The organism is Shouchella oshimensis (assembly GCF_002019765.1).
GTDB lineage: Bacteria > Bacillota > Bacilli > Bacillales > Bacillaceae_D > Shouchella > Shouchella oshimensis.
In genome coordinates, this window is record NZ_KV917380.1 from 2,199,784 (window position 1) to 2,221,930 (window position 22,147).

The following is a 22,147-nucleotide window of genomic DNA, read 5'->3' on the forward strand; positions in this document are numbered from 1 at the left end:
TCTGGTGTCAGCGGCTTGTTTTGTCAGTTTATCTCTTGAAGGGAGAATACATTCAGTATACACGACTTAATATTTCCTGTAAACAAAACTATTGCACTAAGGAAACTTTTTAACGTCTATACCCTTCCGTCCCTTCGTTTGGTATCCAATCGAATTCACCGCTAAAAATAATATCGCATTCTATTTCTAGCGCACTCTACTTGCTCTGTTCATATACTACGTGGATAGCGTCGCATTATTTTATACGATCTGCCAGTGCTATGTCTTTAAAATATCCACCTCGTGAAGCTGATTGCCATTCAAATGCCGAATAATAAATGTATAGCCGTTGTAGGGAATTTCGTCTCCTTCTGCTAAATCGTACTGTTGTTCATACAACCAGCCTGCGATTGTTTCTGCGTCATTTGACTCTAAATCGAGTGCAAGCTCTTGGTTCACATCGTGGATTGGCGTTTGACCTTGAATTCGGTAATGGTTTGGTTCTATTTCTTCAATGACGTTTGGCTCATCTACATCATATTCATCCCGAATGTCACCAACAATCTCTTCAAGAATGTCTTCGAGGGTCACTAGACCTGCTGTACCACCATATTCATCGAATAAAATAGCCATATGAATATGTTTTTGTTGCATTTCAATTAAGATATCGCGGATACGCACCGTTTCAAATACCGTAATAACCGGATAAACAATCTCTCCAAGCTGATTTTTTTCTTCTTTTGAAAGAAGAGACGATAGAAAATCACGCACGTTCAGTACACCTACAATTGAATCCTTGTCTTCGCTTATAACTGGATATCGTGTGAAGCTATGGTTTTTTATTAACGACAGAATGTCTTCATCGGTATAATCAAGAGAGATCGTCACCATTTCTGTGCGTGGTACCATAATTTCTTTTGCTATTCGTTCATCAAACTCGAACACCTTACTGACATAGTTAAATTCCGATTGATTAATCTCACCACTTTTTAAACTATCTGAAAGAATGAGGCGAAGCTCTTCTTCTGAGTGATGTACTTCATGTTCACCCATCGGCTTAAATCCTAATACTTTGATAAGTAATCGAGCTGACCCGTTCAGTACCCAAATAAATGGATATAGCAATCGATAAAACCAAACGAGTGGTTGGCCGATAAAAAGTGTCACTTGCTCAGCTTTTTGAATAGCAATGGTTTTTGGCGCTAGCTCACCAATTACAACGTGAAGAAATGTAGCAAATGCAAAGGAAACAAAGATTGATAACGTTGTAACGAACGCTTCATTCGTCGACAATTCTCCGATAATCGGATGAAGCATCCTTTCGAAGGTTGGTTCTGCTAAGCGTCCGATTCCAAGAGCTGTAATGGTTATCCCTAATTGACAGGCAGATAAATATTCATCTAAATTACTCGTAACTTTCTTTGCGGCAAGAGCACGCTTACTTCCACCTTCAATATGAGGCTCTAACTGAGTACTTCTTACTTTTACAATCGCAAATTCTGATGCTACAAAAAAAGCTGTAAGAATGATTAATAGCGCTACACCTAAAAGGTTAATGACTGTAGATATATCCAAGAAAGCCCCTCTAGACGAGAGCTCACCTCCTAAAAACGAATGTTGCAATGCTTAACGAACACTTCTTGACTCCGTTAAATTAAGTTGTTCTACATGTATGTCCCTTTTAGTGTAGCCGTATTTCTAAGTTTTAATCGAACTAGTCTATTCTAAAGCTCTTGCATTTGTGTAAGTAAGTCTCGGCTGTGAGTAATTAACTCATCCTCTATTTTTTTGGATTCGAAGATTGAGGAAGATGCTCTCGATTATCCATGCAGAAGCGTAAGCTCTTCTTTTATTGCTTAATAAATGAGAACTACTTCACTTCGAACGAACTACGTGTAGCTTGACCCCTTTACTCTATAGCTGTACCATACAAATAAATAGCAAGATTTCACCATTTTTTTGTAAGGAACGACTAATGGGAAATGGAGACAGACTAATGTTAACAAAAGAAATAGCAAATGCGATTGTTCAAGAAACGTCAATACGCTTAGATAGAAACATTAATATCATGGATAAAGACGGTTTCATTATCGCTTCACGAGATGCTTCTCGACTACATACTGTACATGGCGGCGCTGTTGAAGTATTAACGACAGGCAACAGTTTAACCATCTACCCTACGCAAGCAAGCCGGTGGGAAGGGTCAATACCTGGTATAAATCTACCGATCCTATTTAATAAAGACATAATTGGTGTTATTGGAATAACTGGTGACCCAGATGAGCTAGAATCAGTTGGTGAACTTGTTAAAATGACCACTGAGCTTATGATCCAGCAAGCCTTTATCACCTCTCAACTTGAATGGAAACAACGCACAAAAGAGATGGTGATTGAGCAGTTATTACTCCCCAATCCTACTTATAAAACCATTCACAAAGGATTAGAAATGCTCGAAATCAACCTATTGCCACCTTTTATGGCAGTCACCATCCAGCTTCACCAGCTGACCATTCAAAAACAAGAATTAATTGATAAGATTGAACAATTTTTTGGTTACCATCATGCAATTGCCGGATTTAGTAGCCTGAATCATTTATTTATCGTCGTGTCCCATATGGAAGAACAGGATGCGGTTAAACAAATGAAAACACTTCAATCATTCTTGCAAAAGCAACGCACCACGTTTACACTTTCATATAGTTTACCATTCAAGGAATTAAACCAATTCCACCAAGCCTATTTGGACTGTGAGTTAGCCTTGACTATGACGGATAAAGAAAATGCCCTTATTTCTTTTAGTCAATTCGAAGTCAAAGCATTACTTCATCAAATGAACAGTGATTTACGAAAACGCTTCTCCAATCGCGTTCTTCATGACTTAAACGACACTCATACAATAACGCTTAAAACGTTTTTTGAAAACGATTTAAACATTCAAAAAACAGCAGATGCACTTTTTTTACATCGAAATACACTTTTATATCGCTTAAATGCCATCGTTGATAAAACTGGCTACAATCCAAAAACATTTAACGATTCGCTTATTTTACAAGTAGCACTATGGATTAAAGAACTGAAGTAGAACGTTTAGAGACATCTTAGGAAGTACGGGATAGGCACTTTTTTCCATTTATCCCCAATAAGGTGTTCCATTAGAGCACATCTATATTTCTAAAGTTTTTCTAAAATAATTCACTAAATACAGTTTTACAAATTTGTTCATAGTACAATGAACATAAATATATATGTTCCTCTGAATGAAGTCGAAAGGCAGGTAAGATAGTGAACTCAATACTTGAACTTCAAGGTGTAAGCAAGACGATTCGGGGCAAACAACTTGTTCAAGATGTTAGCTTTTCCGTTAACGCTGGAGAAGTATTTGGCTTTTTAGGGCCTAACGGGGCTGGCAAAACAACAACGATTCGAATGATGGTAGGTCTATCCGATTTAACCCAAGGTGATTTATTTATATCTGGTTATAGTATCCGATCCTCTTATAGTGAAGCCATAAAACATGTAGGTGTTATTATTGAAAATCCAGAGATGTACAATCATTTAACTGCTCGAAAAAACATGATCCACTTTGCCAGAATGAACGGGGCCATTGACTATGATCGCATCAATGAATTGCTTGAACTTGTTGGGTTAACTAACGTTATTGATAAAAAAGTAAAAACATTCTCGCTAGGAATGAAACAACGCTTAGGTATCGCACAAGCACTTATACATCGCCCTAAATTACTCATTCTAGACGAACCTACGAATGGTCTTGATCCAGAAGGGATTCGCTTAATACGCACCTACTTGCGTAAGTTAGCAAAAGAAGAAGGCTTAGCTGTTCTCGTTTCCAGCCATTTAATGAGTGAAATGGAGTTAATGTGCGATCGCTTTGCGATTATACAAGAAGGAAAAATGGTTCATGAAGAAATTCTTGTTAGTACTGAAGAAGAAAAACAATTTGCTTATGACGTGCTCGTTCAAGAAGATCAACTCAATTCTGCGTTAGCCATAGCTAGAAACTTCGACCCTCAAGCAGTCATTAAAGAAAACAAGGTCTGCCTTTTACTCGATAATCATCAAATTTCTCTATTCATTCGACAGTTAAGTAGTACTGTTGATGTAAAAGAAGTAATTCAGTCGAAAAAAAGCCTAGAAGATCGCTTTCTTCATTTAACAAATAAAGAAGGTGTGAACCTATGATTGGACTAATTCAAAATGAACTTATGAAGCAAAATGCACGCATAAGTACGTGGATTATGCTGATCTTTATTATAGCTCTTACCTTACTAACTGCTATTCTGATGCATAATGCCGCTACCTATCTTCATTTCGATTCAGACTGGCGGGAATCCGTTCAATCGGATATCACTTATTATGAAGAGTTTAAAGAAGAAGAGCCTTTTGCTGAAGAACAGCTATTACTTGCAAACTATCGTCTTGAACAGGATGTTCCTCCAACTTACGCTGTTTCTGATAATGTATGGATGTTCATTATGGATAACAATGGCGTTATCATGCTTGTTAGTTTATTTATTATTGCCATTGCCGCAACCATTGTTTCTTCAGAATTTAAACAAGGCACCATCAAACTATTGCTTGTGCGTCCACCGTCCCGTATAAAAGTACTATTATCAAAATATGTAGCAGTTCTCATTTACGCGTTTACCTTTCTTGCTGTTCTATGGATTTCTTCTTTTATCATAGGCGCGTTGTTTTTCGGCTTTGATGAGCAGATCGTTCATCTCTATGTGGTGGATGGAGAAGTGCGGGAGCGAGCATATTGGCTTCAATCTATTTTCGTATTTCTTTCTAACATGCCGATGACCATTTTACTTGCCACGTTGGCTTTTGCTATTTCAGCTATGTTTTCGAGCGATATTATGGCCATCGCTATTAGCATTGCCGGTCAATTTTTAGGTCTATTGGCAAACATTATTTTGTTAGATTTTTACGATTGGGCAATCTTCTTGCCTTTTGTCAATGATTTAAGTCAATACGTAACCGATGGCATGCCGCTATCTGACTTAATTAGTCCTCTCTTCTCTTCTATTGTACTGTTTTGTTATTGGTTACTCTTTATCGGTATTGCTTTATTCGTCTTTCATAAACGTGAAATTAAACCTTCCTAAAAAAAAATTCAGCTAATACAGCTGAATTTTTTTCTTTAAAATATAACACCTAAAATAGATAGTACATTCAGACCAAACAATTGATCTATTAACACAACTGTAATGGCAACTGGTACTACCAAAACCATCATACTATACCAAACAACAAAGAGTTTCCGTCCAAACATACTACCTTGTCGGAATTCTTTCTTCAAGACCGATTTCGGTACTTTCACTAATAAAAATACGCTAATGAACAGTGCGCCAATTGGCATAAGAATATTGGACACAGTGTAATCAATAAGATCAAAAAACGGCATTCCGAAAAGATAAAACTCGCTCATTAAGCCAAACGACAAGGTGGAAGGAATCCCCATTATTAGGACGAGCAAAGCAACGATCCAGCTAACTTGACGCCTTTTACTTGCCTCTTTTTTTATAAATGCCGCAATGACTATTTCCAACAGCGAAAAGGCTGTACTTAAAGCGGCGAAGAAAAATAAAATAAAAAATAACACGACAAGCACTTGCCCATACGGTATTTGTGAGAAGATGGTTGGTACTGCTGCGAAAATAAGGGTTGGTCCTTCAGTAGGTTCCAATTGAAACGTAAACACGCCTGGAAAGATCATCACACCAGCGAGCATCGCAACAAGTATATTCATACCTCCAAGGGTCATTGCGGACAAAGGTAGGTCTTGTTGCTTTGATGCATAGGAACTTAACGTAATCATGATGGACACACCAAGAGATAAAGCAAAGAAAGACTGTCCTAATGCAAACAGAACAACGTCATTTGATACAGTAGTCCAATCCGGTGAAAACAAAAACCTTAACCCTTCTTGTGCCCCCTCTAACGTTAATGAGTAACCAGCTAAAATAAGCAAGAGAATAAATAAAATCGGTATCATCCACTTACTCGCTTTTTCAATCCCTTTTTGCACACCCTTTGAAACAATACCAGCAGCTAGAGCAAGAAAAATCGCTTGCGCACCTATCGCTAGGTATGGACTTGCTATTAATTCACCAAAACGTTGGGCGTATCCGTCCGCATCTAACGAATGCAATTGTCCAGAAAGAGATGATCCTAAATAAAGAATCGACCATCCACCAATAACGCTGTAAAAAGACAAAATGAGGAAACAAGTCACCACACCTAGCCATCCAGTAAAACGAAAGGTTGATGTAGGTGCAAGTTTTTTAAACGTCGTAACAGCATCCGCCTGAGAATGTCTTCCCAGCACGTATTCACCAATTAGCAAAGGCACACCGATTAAAAGAGTGAACACTAAAAAAAGCACGAAAAAAGCGCCTCCGCCACTTGTTCCTGCAATATAAGGAAACTTCCATATTGCACCGAGCCCAATTGCACTTCCGGCAGTTGCGTATAAAAAGCCTAACTTCGAGGACCATTGTTGTTGCCTTGTTGACATGTTGTAAACTTGCTCCTTTTTTCTAGATCCTTGTAAAAACACCACTAGATAGCAAAACAAATGTGTCCACTTGAAACAAACATTTATTTTTCTGTCAGCTTGTTCTGACAATTGATTCGGTAGTGTGTCTTCCAATTCTTTCAGTTTTTCCAATGAAGATCCTATTTATTTAAAAACATTTTCTAATCGTAACAAAAACATGTCTTTTCAGCAAGAACAATTTCACTTCTGATGTTCTTTTACTTTTTTCTATTTTGAAATGGTATGACTAGGGTTGGTTATAGAAATTGTGATGTGAATTTAATAGTCATACATAGCAAGAAACCATGCTGACAACAGCATGGTTCGTTTAGACATTTATATGGTAACGACCTTTCGGCACAACAAGAGGCGTATGTGAAACAGGATCTACAATTACATCGCAATTTAATTCAAAGATTTTTTGAATGAGTTCACTCGTAATGACTTCCCCTGGTAAACCCTCTGCAATAAGACGGCCTTCTTTTAAGGCAAAGATATAATCTGCATAACGAGCAGTAAGATTAATATCATGTAAAACCATGACAATCGTCGTTCCATGCTTACGGTTCAAGTCTGTTAACAAATCAAGAATTTCCACTTGGTACGTAATATCCAAAAATGTAGTCGGCTCGTCAAGAAACAAAATGTCGGTTTGTTGCGTTAACGCCATTGCAATCCAGACACGTTGCCTTTGTCCACCAGACAATTCATCGATATTACGATTAGCGAGCTCTGTAATCTTCATCATATCCATTGCTTCCGTGACCGCTTCATAGTCTTTTTTTGACCAGCCTTTAAAGATAGATTGATGAGGGAATCTTCCTCGACCAACAAGATCGGCTACTGTAATTCCCTCTGGAACAATAGGTGATTGCGGTAAAAGACCGAGTACTTTTGCCAACTTTTTAGGGGGAATGTCATGAATTTTTTTGCCATCAAGGGTAATGGAACCTTTATCCGGCTTTAATAAACGTGCCATCGTTTTTAATAGGGTCGATTTGCCGCAAGCGTTCGCTCCAATAATAACGTTTATTTTGTTGTTTGGTACCACTAAACTGACATCATTTAAAATGGTTGTCCCATCATAGCCTGCTACAATGTCTTTTGTTTCAAACTGGTGAGTTCCTTTCATTATAAACTTCCCTTCCGGTTCATACGTATAAGTAAATAAAGCAGGAATGGTGCTCCCAGCATACCCGTAATCACTCCAACGGGAAAGCGAATTTCAAACGCAAATTGGCCAACTAAGTCAGCAGCTAAAACTAAGTTTACCCCTACAAGCCCTGCAGGTAGAACGGTTGAAAGACCAGAACCAACTAAGCGTTTCGCAATTGGACCAGCCAAGAATGCTACAAATGCAATCGGTCCTGTCGTTGCTGTAGCGAGCGCAATCATGCATACGGATGCAAAAATAAGCAGCATGCGGGTACGATCAGTATTTAGTCCGAGGGATGTGGCAGACTGCTCTCCTAATTCCAAAATGCTCAAGTGCTTACTTAAGAACATAACAATGGGTGAACAGATGATAACAGTTAACATGAGTGGATAGACAGCGTCTAATTGTGCACCATTTAAACTCCCACTTAACCAACGCATTGCGGAAGGCAGATCTTCTTGCGCCCCTCTCATTAATAAATAGGAAATGACCGCACTTAGCATTGCTTGTACGCCAATTCCAACAAGAATAAGGCGTCCGACTGAAAACGTTCTTCCTTTTGATAAACCATAAATTAACACAACGGTTGCGAGACCAGCAAGAATCGCTACAATCGAAACGATGCTATTACTCGTTTGTAGTACTAGAATACAAAATAATGCAGCGGCACTAGAACCTGCGGTAATCCCAAGTACATCTGGATTGGCTAAAGGATTCCGTAACATCGTTTGAAAAGTGTTTCCGGCAATACCGAAAGCAAAACCAGCAAATAAACCAGCAAGCATTCGAGGAAATCGAATTGTATTAACGGCAAAGTTTATACTCCCGAGTTGTTCTCCTAACAAAGCGCGCAAAACGTCCTTTGCAGGGTAGATCGTATTTCCTAGCATTAGCATAGCACCGCAAAGTAGAATACTAGAAATAAATAAAGTGATAGTAACCGACCACCAGCGCCATTGTCTCTTCTTACGACCTAATTGTATGTTTTTCATTGATTGGTTGTTATGTGTATAATTCATCATAATGAACGTACTTTCATGCGCATCGCAAATAGAATTAAAATAGGTGCACCTATAAAAGCAGTAATGACACCGGCTTCAAGCTCACCAGGGCTACCAATTAAACGTCCTGCTACGTCGGAAATGGTTAGAATAACCGCGCCTGCAATGGCAGATAACGGAATAATATAGCGTAAATCAGCGCCAAGTAATAGACGAATAAGATGTGCAGACAACAACCCGATGAACCCAATTGGGCCAGCTAAAGCTGTAGTAGCTCCACATAAAATAACACCAGCAAATGCAGCCGTTATACGCAGTAATCCTGTACGAACGCCTTGACCGGTTGCAACTTCATCACCTAGCGCTAGCGCATTTAATGCAGACGCGGAGAAGATTCCTATGAGAAGTCCGATAACAAGAAAAGGTAAGAATGTAGAAATCGATTCCCAGCTTCCCGATCCGACACTCCCCACCTGCCAAAAACGAAATTGATCCATCACATAAGTGCGATTCAGCATAATGGCACTTACGATAGACGAAAGTGCGGCACTTGTAGCCACTCCTGCCAATACAAGTTTTAGAGGCGTGGCTCCTGCCCGTCCCATGGAACCAATTCCATAAACAAATACGGCTGTGAGCATTGCTCCTACAATGGCAAACAATATATATTGATTTGTTGTACTGATATTAAAAAAGGCTAACCCTGCTACAACAAATAGGGCTGCCCCCGTATTAACACCTAAAATGCTAGGGTCAGCAATTGGATTTCGTGTCACAGCCTGCATAAGTGCACCTGATACGCCGAGAGCGGCTCCACAAAGTAAACTAAAAATTGTCCGCGGAATTCGTTCTCGTACGACACTTGCGCTATAAGAGTCGTATTCAGAGTCAAATAAGCCAGAAAGTAATTCATTCCATGTAATGACACGGGAGCCAAAAGCAACAGAGGAAAGCACGCTAACAAGTAGCATCGCTAATAAAAAGCCGATAACCATTGTTGCGTGCTTAGGTGAATAGCGATGGCGTTTCACATCGACCTTCACCAGATTTACTCCTCTGCCTGATTCAGCGCATCTCCAATTAACTCTAAATACTCATCAATAGTATAAGCAATCGACAGTGGATTCGGTGTACCAGCTGCTCCTAATTCAGAGCCACCATTAATAAATGCCACTGATCCTCTTTCAATAGCAGGAATTTGACCAAGACGAGCATCCTTTTGTAACGCTTCAAATAATTCATCGTCTCCATAACCAAGAATCACATCAACATTATTAAGGATATCTGCATTCTCAGCACTTAAACTTAATGAAAAGTCTTCTTCGTTCGGTAGCTCATCTTTAATTTCTTGAGGAAATTCCATATTTAATTCTTCTGTTAAGAATGCAACCCGTGTATCTACAGGTGTATATAAATGTAAATTAGACGTATCCGTTGCAGAGAAGTTTACCCAAGCGACGGTCTTCCCTTCAATTTCTGGGTATTCAGCTAATTTTTCATCAATGAGCTGTTCTGTATCTTCAATCAGTTGCTCGCCTTGTTCTTTCAAACCCATGCCTTCTGCATTCATCAACACATGATCGCGCCAAGACGTTGTCCAAGGAGAAGTTGGATACGCAACAACTGGTGCGATTTCACTTAAAAGATTGTAATCTTCCTCTGTGATACCTGAGTAAGCAGCGAGTATCACATCTGGTTGTGAATCAGCAATAGCCTCAAAGTCTAGCCCATCTGTGTCTTGATAAACATTTGGGTCTTCTTCACCTAGTTCTTCAAGCTTTTCTGCTGTCCATGGTAGTAAACCGCTATCATCTTGTACACCGAAATTGGCAGCAGAGAATCCAACGGGCACAACACCTAATGCTAAAGCTACATCTTGGTTACCCCATTGCACGGTGGCAATACGTTCAGGTACTGAGTCGAGAGTCGTCTCTCCAAATGCATGTTCAATGACAATTTGTTCTTCCGTACTGCTATCAACAGTAGCACCTGTATCTTCTGAAGACGTGTCATTAGAGCTATCTGAACAACCTGCTAGTGCAGCAATCATTGCTGTAGAAAATAAAAAAAGTTTAGATGAATGGTTAAGCTTAATCATATAATTCGTTCTCCTCTTCCTATGTACATCTCTTTATAATTGAAAATGATAATCGATATCAATTATATTAGTGTACCTTCTTGCGAAAGTCAATTTTATTTTGCAGCCTGTTCGATTAATTCATTTTTTTCATCAAAAACAGGATTATGAGAAGAAATGAAAATGTCCATGGCTGACTCTGGTTTTATATAAGTCTTTGCATGATTGACTGCTGTAGCCGCATCGGTAAATGCACCTGCCAAAAGATGAATTTTGTTGCCAAACATTGCGCTGTCACCAGCAGCATAGATTCCCTCTTTTCCAGTTTCCAGTTTATCGTTGACGAGAATATGTCTGTCATCTGTTTTTAGACCCCAGTTTCGAATTCCTCCAATATCTGCTTTCATACCATGATTGACAATGACTGCATCCACTTTCACATGCTCACATCTATTCAAAAAGACACCTTTTTCATCTACTTGATCAATCTCTACAGCATTAATCCTCGCTTGATCACCTTCAAGTCTTTTAACAGCAAACGGCATTTTAACCCGAATACGATTCGTCAATAACGTTTCTACACTTCGCTCATGTCCTTTAAATTCATTTCGACGATGAACAACCATTACATCATGGGCGATACCGTATAAAGCGTTCGCAAAATCAACAGCAGAGTCTCCACCACCAGAAATTAATACACGCTTCCCTTTATATTGTTTTAAGTCTGTTACAGTATAATGAAGGTTTGAATTCTCATATTTATCTGCATCTTTAACCAATAATTTTATTGCACTTTTTGTACCATATCCGATCGAAAGAACGATGGTACGTGTAAGGTGACACTCACCTGTTCTGGACTGGATGATATAGTATCCTTCTCTTGTACGTTTAATATCTTGAATCTGTTGATTTAAGACAATAGTTGGATCAAACGTCATTGCTTGCTCTATAAGCTGCCAAGCGAGTTGCTTTGCTTTAATTGGCGGTTGTCCCCCAACATCCCATATCATCTTATCTGGATAGCTATTTAATTTCCCTCCTAAATAAGGGCTTGCTTCGATTAATTTTGTTTTCATTGAGCGCATACCGCTATAAAAAGCAGCAAAAAGGCCTGCAGGTCCTCCACCAACAATGGTGATATCATAAAGATCTAATTCATTTTGCATGGAATCACTCCTCTCTTCTCATAATACTGATAAAGATTCTCATTATCAATACATTTAATCATCTTTCCCCATTTTCTTTTTTACTTTCCTCCGTTGACGTGATACCCTTTTGATAAACGGTAAAAATTGTAAGGAGTACAGACATGATTGTACTAATAGGAACACTCCTTCTGCTTCCATTTTTTTATTATGGATACAAGGAGCATCAATTCTCTCAATCAACTAAAGCAAAGAAAGAAACCGAAACTGGCTACTACCGAAAAGCAAGTTTCTATGCGTTCCCTTTATTGCCAATAGGATGGCTTCTCCTTGAAATGAGCCATCGTTTTTTTAGTCTGTCTTTTGATACTTATCGTGACCTTATTTGGATCCTTATTCTCGTGTCTTGCATTGTTTACGGTTGCACTCTCCAGTATCATCGTCGAAAAACAACCAAAAACCTCTCATAGATTTGAGAGGTTTTCATTCGTTTGCGTAGAAATGTTGAGCCATGGGCGACCGTGAATCCACCTTACACTTACTGGTAATTTAAAGGTAGCAGACAATGATTCATTCGTGAGTACGTCGTCTTTCCGACCAGATTCAACAACTTCTCCATCACGAATCATTAATACATTGGTAATGACGTCCGATATTTCTTCAATATGGTGCGTAACGTAAATGATGTGACTACCTCTGGCGCTAATTTCATTCATTACGCTAATGAGTTCTTCGCGAGTCAATACATCTAAGCCTGTACAGGGTTCATCTAATATAAGAATGTCAGGGTTATTCATTAATGCTCGTCCAATTAAGACCCGCCTTTTTTCGCCTTGGGATAAAACAGAAAAAAATTTACCTTTCAGATGTTGCAATCGAAGTGTTTCAAGAATATCATCAACACGTTCCCATTCAAGGTCAGATAAGTGTTCATATAAGCCAAATGAGGCGTACTTGCCACTTGCTACTATTTCTTCTGTTGTTTCATTTTGCATTATATGTAAGAAACGGTCTAGCGAACTACTGACATAACCAATCCTTTTTCGTAGATTAGGTAAGTTCGTCTTGCCAAATTCATTTCCTAAGACAGCGATCGTTCCTGTTGTCGGAAAAGCATAGCCGTTGATTAAATTCAATAGAGATGTTTTGCCAGATCCATTTAACCCAAGAATACACCAATGCTCTCCTTGGTTAATGGTCCAATTGATATCGTTTAGTACCTGCTGTCCATCTCTTTTAAATGTGACATTTCGGCACGTAACAATGTGAGTCATTTCGCACGCTCCATTCGCTTCAAAAGGATCCTCTTATCGTACCACTTCCACGAAATTTTTGCACGATTCAATCTAATTATTTTCTAATGTTTGTTCAACGGTAATAGTCATTCATCTTTTGCTTCATTTCGTTCATCTCTCTTTCAACATGATGTAAATCTTTTTGTAATGAAACGAGTAGATCTTCTATATCCTGATATTGACGAAGCCCCCCTACTGTTGATGATGCGCCGGAAAAAATAATCAGTTCTTCCATATCCTCTTCGGACAATGGCGCTGTTGATTGATTGATCCTTGAAATGTCTCTTCCTAATTTTACACCTAAAAAAAACAATGTCGACGAAATGACGCCAAGAAGCGTTTCCAAGTAAAAACAATCCTCTGATAGTCTAAGTTTCTCTTGTTCCTCTTGATTGTCCATTCGGATCACCCTTTTCAGTATCAACTTTAGTATATGAAGGTAGAATCCCAGGAAGCACTTAAAAAAGACTGAAACGAAAAATTAGAGGATTCTCTATATCCTTATGCATTTAAAAAAGAACCTAAGTATTCTAGAGAAGCCTTAAAACTCGATAAAGCTTCTATTTTTTTTGACAAAAAACACAATTTTCATGTTGGGAAAATGGAAAACCATGTAGATTAATTTGTTTTTATAAGGGATAATTTTAGCGTAAGTCAAAAAAGGAGGCGTTTCCAATTAAAAATCTATTAATCTCTTTATCTCTTTCTAGTATTGCTGCTACAACGCTTTTGCCCTCATCTGTTCAAGCCAGCACGCTAACGTATCAAGGTCCCGTTCAAGCCTTACAAGCTTCTTGGTCTTATGAAGGGGAGACAGGACCAGAACATTGGGGAGAGCTCGATGAATCTTATGCGATGTGTTCAATTGGTGAGCAACAATCACCCATTGCATTATCGTATAGCAACCTGTCCTCTGCAAAATGGCCACTTATCAATACATATCAACCAACCACATTTTCTGTTCAAAACAATGGCCACACTATTCAAGCAGACGTAAACGGATCGACGGCAAGCACCCTACGCCTAGCTGGTGTACCGTATACACTTGCTCAATTTCATTTTCACACACCGAGTGAGCATACACTCGAAGATGAGCATTACGAAATGGAATTACATCTCGTTCATGTAGACAAACATGATAATTTAGCGGTTTTAGGGGTGCTAATGGAAGAAGGAGACCATCATGAAGCATTGGATCAAGTGTGGGACTTAATGCCGACTGAGGAAGGTACAGCTACGGAAACCGTTGTGCTCGATCCTAACGATTTCATCCCTGGCGAATTAGATTCCTTTCAATACGAAGGTTCTTTAACAACGCCTCCATGTGATGAAGGGGTAAAATGGACAGTATTGGATGAACCGATACAAGTCTCAAGAGAGCAACTTGATCGCTTTCAATCGATCTATCCATCTAACTACCGCCCTGTTCAAGACTTAGGTAACCGAGATGTTGGATACCACTATCATTGATAAAAAAGCTGGCTACTATGCCAGCTTTTTTATTTACAATGTTTATACTGTTAACTTCCCTTCTATACAGGTGACAGTCCTGCCACCTATTAAAATGTGACCGTCTCGATAGCGAATGTCAACTTTCCCATCACGACCTACACAACTACCTTGGCTGGTTGAAAATTCCGTTACAGGCAATGCCATCTTACGCACTATAGTAGCTACTGCTCCATTTCCACTACCGCAAACAGGATCTTCCGGTACGCCTTCGCCTGGAGCAAATGATCGAACTTCAAACAGTGAGTCTACATTACAACTGTCTCCAAAAATGGTTACACCTGTTATTCCTGAAGGTATAGCCTTCATTAATTGATTCATAACTGGTCTAAGACGTTTAATATTAACGTCTCTATTTATTTTTAGTGTTAACCAGACAGGGCCTACATCTATAATCAAACGATCTTCAATGTATTCATTGCTAACTCCAATAGCTTCTGCTATGTGTTCGACGATTTCTTCATCAACATGCTCTACTTTTTGTTCAGGTAATTCGAAGAAAAACCTATCATCCTCTTGTATAATTGTAACAAGACCTCTTTGACATTCTTGAATAATACGCCCTTCCTGTTTTGGCTTTAACCCCCGCTCCATAACGGCTGCTACAGAACCAATTGTTGGGTGACCAGCGAAAGGAAGTTCACTATGAGGGGTAAAGATACGCAGTTTATAATCTGCCAGTGGATGATCTGCTTTACAGACAAAAGTGGTTTCAGAAAGATTTGTCCAATTTGCGATAGCCTGCATAATCTCGGTCGAAAGCCCGTCTCCATTATGTATGACGGCTACAGGATTTCCTTTAAACGGCTTAGTTGTAAATACATCAACTTGTTGAAAATCAACTTTCATAACCATTCACTCCCTTAAAAAAAGGATAAGGCAAGAATGCTTAAATTGAAAGTAAAAATGCTATGAGACTTGATTGCTACTTATTCAACATATCTTCCGTAATCTGGTTTATATACTTCATTAAAATTTGCTCGTAATGCAGTCAGCCCTGACGTTAGCTCTTCACCAGAAACAGGCACTCCATGACCAGTAACAACTACTAGCGGTTCAAGCTTCTGTAAACTTATAATCGATTGTTCTGCTTCATTCCAATCAGTTGTAAAATAGCGAGGCGGTCCATTAACTTCTTGTTTTTGAACAATCGTTTCATATAATTGATCTTGTCGAACTGTAGTAAACGCATCCCCTACCACTAAACAGCCATCGTCATGACGAAAAAAGGAAACGTGCCCTGGCGTATGACCTGGCGTATGAATCCACTGAAACGATTTTAAAAAAGGAACGTCTCCATTCTCTGGTAAGGGGAAGACGTGTTCATTTATTTGAATAGGGTCATTAGGGAATAAAGCAGAAATCTTTGCTAAAAGACCACCTTCAACGCTTGGATCTGGTTCTGGATAACGTTCTTCTCCAGTCAGGTATGGCAATTCTAAAGGATGCGCATACACATCTACTTTCCAATGGTCAATTAGTTCAATAATGGAACCAACATGATCAAAATGCCCATGGGTTAATAGAATGGCTTTTGGTTTTTTTGACCCATATAATGAGTTAGCCGCTGATATAATCTCGTTCGCACCACCTGGAACACCTGCATCAATGACTACGTAATCAGCTGTGTTTGGATGACCAACAAAGATAATATTCACAAATTGATTCGTGTATTGATAAACATCTTCACATACTTGGATCGTCACACCATTTCCAATTGTTGTTAACGGGAGTGATTTGTAGTCATCACCATAGGACATCTTATTCTTCATGTTCATCCTCCTTAAGAATACATGTGTTTTACAGGCTTTTCTTCTTTAAGATCCAGGGGACGGCATCAGCCAGACTCTGAAAAACAGCATCTGCACCGTAGTTCTCATTCTTCGTTCGATTCCCTACTAAAACCGTTTTACAGCCTGCTTTTTTACCTGCTTTAATGTCAGGTTCTCGATCGCCTACCATAATACTTGCTGTTGGATCTACTCCGTACCTATCACTTAATTGCTTTATCATAAGCGATCCAGGCTTACGGCAATGACACCCTTCATTTGGTCGATGAATACAATACGCAATTTCGTTGACGGTTGCATCATGTTGAGCTAAAAGATTAACCATTTTTTCATGAATCGTTCGCAGTGTCTTTTCTGTCATATAGCCAAGACCCACACCACCTTGATTTGTCACGACGAACACAACGAAACCTGATTGATTAAAAGATCGAATGGCTTCTCCAACACCATCAAGTAAGTAAAAGTCAGTTGGTTTATTGACAAACGTTACTCTGCTCGTTTTAACTTCATTAATGACACCATCTCGGTCTAAGAACACAGCTTGCTCCATGTTATCCTCCGCTTCGTACTTTTCTTGTCCTAGCATTTGTTTTTGAGTCTAAATTATGTGTTTTTATTTATATATACACTCTTTTCCTCTAACAAATAGAAAAAAGGCTGGGACAAAAGTAGGTAGACAGACCAAAACGACGAACATTCCTGAAAATAGGAACGTTCGTCGTTTGTTTTATATGAAAATGAACGGAAGGAGAATTCGAAGACTCCTGGGGGATCAGCACGTGTCTGAAGACTCTGGAGTGGCGGTTTTCCACGGAGGAGGCTGAGGCCGTGTCCCCGGAAAGCGAAGGATTCTCCTGTAGCGATGCTACTCAGCATCTTTTAGACTATTCGTCTTTTCAACTACTACTTTTCGTTAGGTCCCAGCCTCTTTCATGCCTTAAACAACTTTTGTCGTCCAGCTCTCACAATTCCATGTTTCTGTAACAATATCTTGATAAAATTCTGGTTCGTGGGAAATCAATATAATGCTACCTTTATATGCTTTTAATGCGCGTTTTAGTTCTTCTTTTGCATCTACATCTAAATGATTCGTTGGCTCATCCAGGACTAAAATATTCGACTCTCGGTTGATCAGTTTACATAAGCGTACTTTTGCTTTTTCTCCTCCACTTAAGACGATCATTTTACTCTCAATGTGTTTAGTAGTAAGACCACATTTTGCAAGAGCGGAACGAACTTCTCCTTGTCCGAGAGAAGGGAACTCTTGCCAAATTTCTTCAATGCATGTATTATTCGTTGCTTTCGCTTCTTGTTCAAAATAACCAACCTCTTGATAATCGCCCCGTTCGACTGTACCAGAAATAGGCTTTTGAATGCCAAGTAAACTTTTTAAAAGGGTCGTTTTGCCGATGCCGTTCGCTCCAACTAAAGCAATTTTTTGCCCACGTTCCATCCGTAAATCAAGGGGTCTAGATAGTGGCTCATCATATCCAATGACAAGCTCTTTTGTCTCAAAAATAAGCTTACTTGTTGAACGGGCTTCTTTGAAATGAAATTCTGGCTTTGGTTTTTCTTTTGCAAGTTCAATAACGTCCATTTTATCCAATTTCTTCTGCCTAGACATAGCCATGTTTCGTGTGGAAACGCGGGCTTTATTCCGGGCTACAAAATCTTTCAACTGAGACATTTCTTGTTGCTGGCGTTTATAAGCTGCTTCAAGCTGTTGCTTTTTCATTTCATGCACTTCTAAAAAGTGATCATAATCACCAACATAACGATTCAGCTCTTGATTTTCCATATGATAAATTAAATTAATAACACTGTTCAAGAATGGAATATCATGGGAAATGAGAATAAACGCATTCTCATATTCTTGTAGGTATCGTCTTAGCCATTCAATATGTTGTTCGTCTAAATAGTTCGTCGGCTCATCAAGTAAAAGAATGTCTGGTTTTTCAAGTAAAAGTTTTGCTAGTAATACTTTCGTTCGCTGTCCACCACTTAAATCTTCTACATCTTTTTCTAAACCGACATCATCTAGCCCTAAACCACGAGCAACCTCTTCTACTTTCGCGTCAATGGTATAGAAATCATTGTTTGTTAACGTGTCTTGAATGACACCAACCTCGTCTAATAGCTTTTCCAACTCTTCTGGTGTAACGTCTCCCATTTTCTCATACATTTGATTCATTTCAGTTTCCATGTCATACAAGTACTGAAACGCACCTTTTAACACATCCCGCATCGTCATGCCACGTTCAAGAACAGTATGCTGATCTAAATAGCCAACTCGTACTTTCTTTGACCATTCTACTTTTCCTTCATCCGGCATAAGCTTGCCGGTAATAATATTCATAAACGTAGATTTCCCCTCACCGTTTGCACCGATTAATCCAATGTGTTCGCCTTTTAATAACCGAAACGAAACATCTTGAAAAATGGCACGATCACCGAAACCATGGCTTAAATTCTTCACTGTTAAAACACTCATCTATTATCAATCCTTTATGCGTAAGCGTTATCTACTTTTCCAATAAACAATTGTACCACAACTATCTCTACAGTGTAAGCTTACACTCATGTACGCTATCTCCTAATAGAGAATATATGGTATATTCTAAAAGGAAAAGGAGGAATCTTATGGAAACAAAACCTGCAGGATTTTGGATACGATTTGGGGCCATTTTACTTGATGGTCTTTTATTTAATGGATTGGCATTTTTTCTAGGATTATTCTTACTAGCAGCTTGGCAAGATGGTATTACAGAATTAGCACAGTTTTTGTACGCACTACTACTGCCAGTTTTTTGGTATGGTTATACAGTCGGTAAACGGGTGTTCAAGATTCGCATCATTCACATGGACGGTACAGACGTAGGCATTTGGACAATGATTAAACGTACTATTATCGGTGGCCTTATCTATGTGTTACCTACACTTATTACCGTTACCATCCTTTCTTTTACTGTTGATACACGAATCTGGCTAACATTCTTACAAGACATTGATTTGAATGAGGAATTCATTTTATCTGGATTCGATTTCACCATCCTAACCCTTGGCCTTTTTTCATCTGTCATTTTATTAATTGTTAGTGCATTTATGGTTGGCTTATCGAAGTCACGACGCTCCATACATGATCTTATTGCGGGCACCTATGTTACAAAGCAGTCTCCAGCAGAAACAGAAAAGATAAACAAAGAAGAATAAACATTGATTTATTGACACTTCCTTAAAGCCATGCTAACTTATGAGTACTTACGTATTCAGGCGACATAACTATGGGCGTTATGTTAGCGAATTAGCACATGTATGCTTTAATGCAGGGCCTCCCGTTTCACAGGAGGTCCTGTTTTTATTTGGGGAGGAACCGTTTTGGACAAAAGAATTTACCTATTAACCACGCTTACCTTTATTGTTGGTCTAGTTGAATTAATTATTGGGGGTATCTTACCTTTCATTGCAGCTGATTTAAATATTTCACTAGGTCAAGCCGGCTTATTAATTTCTGCTTTTTCTCTTAGCTTTGCAATTGCTGGTCCGGTTTTGCTATCCCTTACAGCAAAAATGGAACGAAAAAAATTAATAATGATTGTTCTCGTGTTATTTTTGTTTTCAAATGGTATTGCAGTCGTAAGCAATAGTTTACTCGTACTTCTTATATCACGTATTTTATCGGCGTCAGGCGCGGCTCTCCTTGTTTCATTATGTTTAACCATTGCATCGCAAATTAGTTTAGAAGCTTATCGCTCTAGAGCTATTGGCACGGTATTGATGGGTGTGAGTGCCTCATTAGTTTTAGGTGTACCATTAGGCCTATTTCTTGGAAACGAATGGGGTTGGCGTGCTCCGTTTGTCTTTATTGTAGCTGTAACCTTCATCTTAATGGTATTGATCCAGTTCACATTAAATCCTATTAAACCAAAGCCGTATGTACCTCTCTCAACACAATTACGCGCCCTACGGAAACCGACTATTTTATTGGTACATTCTGTTTCCATTCTGTTTTTTATTGGCCATTTAACACTGTATGCGTTTTTAACGCCATTCTTACAGTCAACGTTACATGTATCAGGAAATGCCCTAAGCTTTCTTTATTTGTTATTTGGTATAGCGGCTATTTGTGGAAGTTGGTTTGGGGGCTATGCATCGGACCGATTTGGCAATCGGCAAACGATGGTTGTCGCGTTAGCCTTTTTTGCCTTTGTTCTCTTTATCGTACCCCTTGTTTCAACCAACGGGCTACTACTCATTCCGCTTTTAATGCTGTGGAACTTTTTAAGCTGGACAATTACACCAGCTATACAAGGACATCTCGTGGCTTCTGCACCAAAAACGTCTGACATCCAACAAAGTATTAACAACTCTGCTACCCATGTAGGTATGGCGATTGGCTCCGTTGTAGGTGGATTGACAATTGATGTATACACAGTCGATTTTAATGCCCCTGTAGGCGGTTTTTTTGCTGTAATTGGTTTGATTGTTGCGATTATCGCTGTAAAAATAAAATAACAGGTAAGAGCGTTCACACCCTTTGGTATGAACGCTCCTTTTTATTCGCCTACTTTTACAAGCTGCTTGCCTATATTCTTCCCTTTAAATAATCCTAGAAAAGCTTCTGGTACTTTATCAAACCCTTCATGAATCGTTTCTTCGAATTGTATTTCTTCGTTTTGTAAAAAACGTGCTAAATCGGCGTACGCTTCCTTGTAATGAGTTTGAAAATCTCCAACGAGAAAGCCTTGCATTTTCACACGAGCTTTTACAAGGTATCCTTGAACTCGCCTGCCTATATCTTCTTCTCCTTGTTCTAGATTATACGAGGAAATGGCACCACAAACAGGAACTCTAGCAAACGGGTTCAGAAGAGGCCAAACTTGATCCGAAATATCGCCACCAACATTTTCAAAATAAACATCAATGCCATTAGGACATACACGTTCTAATGCTTGCGCTACATGCTTCTCTTTGTAATTAATCGCCTCATCGAAACCGATCGAACGAATGTAGTCTGCTTTTTCCTTTGAACCGACAATGCCAACAACATATGCGCCTTTTCGTTTAGCTAATTGGCCTGCAACCGAACCAACGGCTCCAGCCGCGCCTGATACAACAACAGTTTCACCTTCTTTTGGTTCCCCGATATGATACATACCAAAGTACGCTGTGAGTCCCGGCATTCCTAACACCCCAAGTGCTGTTGACATCGGTGCTCCATGTAAATCAAGTTTACGAACAGTCTCTGCAGAAACCGTATTATACTCCTGCCAATTTAGTGCTCCCGATACAATGTCGCCAACTTTCAACTTTTCTGATTTGGTTTTCGTAACTTCAGCCACAATCCCACCGTTCAAAGGTTTTCCTATTTGAAACGGTTCTACGTACGATTTTGTATCGTTCATTCTTCCTCGCATATATGGATCTACCGAAAGATAGCGGGTTTTCAACGTCACTTCATCAGTTGAAGGCTCTTGAACGTCCACCTCTTCATAAGAAAAGGTATCTTCATTAGGCCATCCGTCAGGGCGTTTACGCAGTTGAATCTGTTGTTGCTTCATCTTGTTTTTTCCTCCTTTATATCCATCTACTGGTTTATTCCACGTAGGTCTTTCATTTAAACAGATTGAGCATAA

General features: G+C 39.1%; 21 protein-coding genes. 7 read left to right on the forward strand and 14 right to left on the reverse strand.

Going from position 1 to position 22,147, the window contains the following annotated elements:
* Positions 1–258: 258 nt before the first annotated feature.
* Entirely contained in the window at positions 259–1,554 is a 1,296-nt protein-coding gene (locus tag BK583_RS11045; RefSeq protein WP_055735256.1) for a hemolysin family protein, read from the reverse strand.
* 421 nt (positions 1,555–1,975) lie between these two features.
* Here BK583_RS11045 and BK583_RS11050 point away from each other — a divergent pair, with 421 nt between their 5' ends.
* The 3 genes from BK583_RS11050 to BK583_RS11060 all read left to right on the forward strand — a co-directional run bounded on the left by BK583_RS11050 (position 1,976) and on the right by BK583_RS11060 (position 5,108).
* The gene (locus BK583_RS11050) at positions 1,976–3,061 is read left to right on the forward strand and encodes a CdaR family transcriptional regulator (RefSeq protein WP_055735255.1); all 1,086 of its coding nucleotides are present in this window, start codon (positions 1,976–1,978) and stop codon (positions 3,059–3,061) included.
* Between the two features lie 200 nt (positions 3,062–3,261).
* Positions 3,262–4,179, forward strand: a complete 918-nt coding sequence (locus BK583_RS11055; RefSeq protein ID WP_055735254.1) for an ABC transporter ATP-binding protein — start codon at positions 3,262–3,264, stop codon at positions 4,177–4,179.
* Positions 4,176–5,108, forward strand: a complete 933-nt coding sequence (locus tag BK583_RS11060; RefSeq protein ID WP_055735253.1) for a DUF2705 family protein — start codon at positions 4,176–4,178, stop codon at positions 5,106–5,108. The genes BK583_RS11055 and BK583_RS11060 overlap by 4 nt, the downstream gene beginning before the upstream one ends.
* A gap of 35 nt (positions 5,109–5,143) precedes the next feature.
* Here BK583_RS11060 and BK583_RS11065 read toward each other — a convergent pair whose 3' ends face one another.
* From BK583_RS11065 to BK583_RS11090, 6 genes are all read right to left on the reverse strand, one after another.
* The gene (locus BK583_RS11065; protein ID WP_055735252.1) at positions 5,144–6,520 is read right to left on the reverse strand and encodes a sodium-dependent transporter; all 1,377 of its coding nucleotides are present in this window, start codon (positions 6,518–6,520) and stop codon (positions 5,144–5,146) included.
* A gap of 349 nt (positions 6,521–6,869) precedes the next feature.
* On the reverse strand, positions 6,870–7,673 hold the full coding sequence (locus BK583_RS11070) for an ABC transporter ATP-binding protein (RefSeq protein WP_055735251.1): 804 nt from the start codon (positions 7,671–7,673) through the stop codon (positions 6,870–6,872).
* Positions 7,673–8,719, reverse strand: coding sequence for a FecCD family ABC transporter permease (locus tag BK583_RS11075; RefSeq protein ID WP_236702329.1), 1,047 nt, complete (start codon positions 8,717–8,719; stop codon positions 7,673–7,675). Before BK583_RS11075 ends, BK583_RS11070 begins: the two co-directional genes overlap by 1 nt.
* Positions 8,716–9,693 (reverse strand): FecCD family ABC transporter permease, encoded by a 978-nt coding sequence (locus BK583_RS11080; RefSeq protein WP_078440315.1) that lies wholly within the window; start codon positions 9,691–9,693, stop codon positions 8,716–8,718. The genes BK583_RS11075 and BK583_RS11080 overlap by 4 nt, the downstream gene beginning before the upstream one ends.
* A gap of 53 nt (positions 9,694–9,746) precedes the next feature.
* Positions 9,747–10,796, reverse strand: a complete 1,050-nt coding sequence (locus BK583_RS11085; protein ID WP_055735249.1) for an iron-siderophore ABC transporter substrate-binding protein — start codon at positions 10,794–10,796, stop codon at positions 9,747–9,749.
* Between the two features lie 95 nt (positions 10,797–10,891).
* Positions 10,892–11,941, reverse strand: a complete 1,050-nt coding sequence (locus BK583_RS11090) for an NAD(P)/FAD-dependent oxidoreductase (RefSeq protein WP_055735248.1) — start codon at positions 11,939–11,941, stop codon at positions 10,892–10,894.
* Positions 11,942–12,084: 143 nt separating this feature from the next.
* Here BK583_RS11090 and BK583_RS11095 point away from each other — a divergent pair, with 143 nt between their 5' ends.
* Entirely contained in the window at positions 12,085–12,390 is a 306-nt protein-coding gene (locus BK583_RS11095; protein ID WP_055735247.1) for a hypothetical protein, read from the forward strand.
* Here BK583_RS11095 and BK583_RS11100 read toward each other — a convergent pair.
* Both BK583_RS11100 and BK583_RS11105 read right to left on the reverse strand, forming a co-directional pair.
* Positions 12,385–13,194, reverse strand: a complete 810-nt coding sequence (locus BK583_RS11100; protein WP_038479717.1) for an ABC transporter ATP-binding protein — start codon at positions 13,192–13,194, stop codon at positions 12,385–12,387. The two genes, BK583_RS11095 and BK583_RS11100, sit on opposite strands and share 6 nt — an antisense overlap.
* A 94-nt stretch (positions 13,195–13,288) precedes the next feature.
* Positions 13,289–13,615 carry a hypothetical protein gene (locus BK583_RS11105; protein ID WP_055735246.1) on the reverse strand — a complete coding sequence of 109 codons (327 nt, stop codon included), beginning with the start codon at positions 13,613–13,615 and terminating at the stop codon, positions 13,289–13,291.
* Positions 13,616–13,944: 329 nt separating this feature from the next.
* On the opposite strand from BK583_RS11105, the gene BK583_RS11110 reads away from it, so the two are divergent.
* Positions 13,945–14,685: a carbonic anhydrase gene (locus BK583_RS11110; RefSeq protein WP_055735245.1), complete on the forward strand. Its 741-nt coding sequence runs from the start codon at positions 13,945–13,947 to the stop codon at positions 14,683–14,685.
* Positions 14,686–14,727: 42 nt separating this feature from the next.
* On the opposite strand, the gene BK583_RS11115 is transcribed toward BK583_RS11110, so the two are convergent.
* The 4 genes from BK583_RS11115 to BK583_RS11130 all read right to left on the reverse strand — a co-directional run bounded on the left by BK583_RS11115 (position 14,728) and on the right by BK583_RS11130 (position 19,005).
* On the reverse strand, positions 14,728–15,573 hold the full coding sequence (locus BK583_RS11115) for a PhzF family phenazine biosynthesis protein (RefSeq protein WP_078440148.1): 846 nt from the start codon (positions 15,571–15,573) through the stop codon (positions 14,728–14,730).
* 80 nt (positions 15,574–15,653) lie between these two features.
* Positions 15,654–16,496 (reverse strand): MBL fold metallo-hydrolase, encoded by an 843-nt coding sequence (locus BK583_RS11120; protein WP_055735243.1) that lies wholly within the window; start codon positions 16,494–16,496, stop codon positions 15,654–15,656.
* Between the two features lie 28 nt (positions 16,497–16,524).
* A complete protein-coding gene (locus tag BK583_RS11125; RefSeq protein ID WP_367576376.1) occupies positions 16,525–17,100 on the reverse strand; it encodes a D-glycero-alpha-D-manno-heptose-1,7-bisphosphate 7-phosphatase in 576 nt (191 codons plus the stop codon).
* Between the two features lie 351 nt (positions 17,101–17,451).
* Entirely contained in the window at positions 17,452–19,005 is a 1,554-nt protein-coding gene (locus BK583_RS11130; protein WP_038479695.1) for an ABC-F family ATP-binding cassette domain-containing protein, read from the reverse strand.
* Positions 19,006–19,154: 149 nt separating this feature from the next.
* Here BK583_RS11130 and BK583_RS11135 point away from each other — a divergent pair, with 149 nt between their 5' ends.
* Positions 19,155–19,724: an RDD family protein gene (locus BK583_RS11135; protein WP_055735241.1), complete on the forward strand. Its 570-nt coding sequence runs from the start codon at positions 19,155–19,157 to the stop codon at positions 19,722–19,724.
* Positions 19,725–19,889: 165 nt separating this feature from the next.
* Entirely contained in the window at positions 19,890–21,026 is a 1,137-nt protein-coding gene (locus BK583_RS11140; protein WP_055735240.1) for an MFS transporter, read from the forward strand.
* Between the two features lie 41 nt (positions 21,027–21,067).
* Here the strand turns inward: BK583_RS11140 and BK583_RS11145 are convergent, their stop codons facing one another.
* Entirely contained in the window at positions 21,068–22,072 is a 1,005-nt protein-coding gene (locus tag BK583_RS11145; RefSeq protein WP_055735239.1) for an NADP-dependent oxidoreductase, read from the reverse strand.
* Positions 22,073–22,147 lie beyond the last annotated feature (75 nt).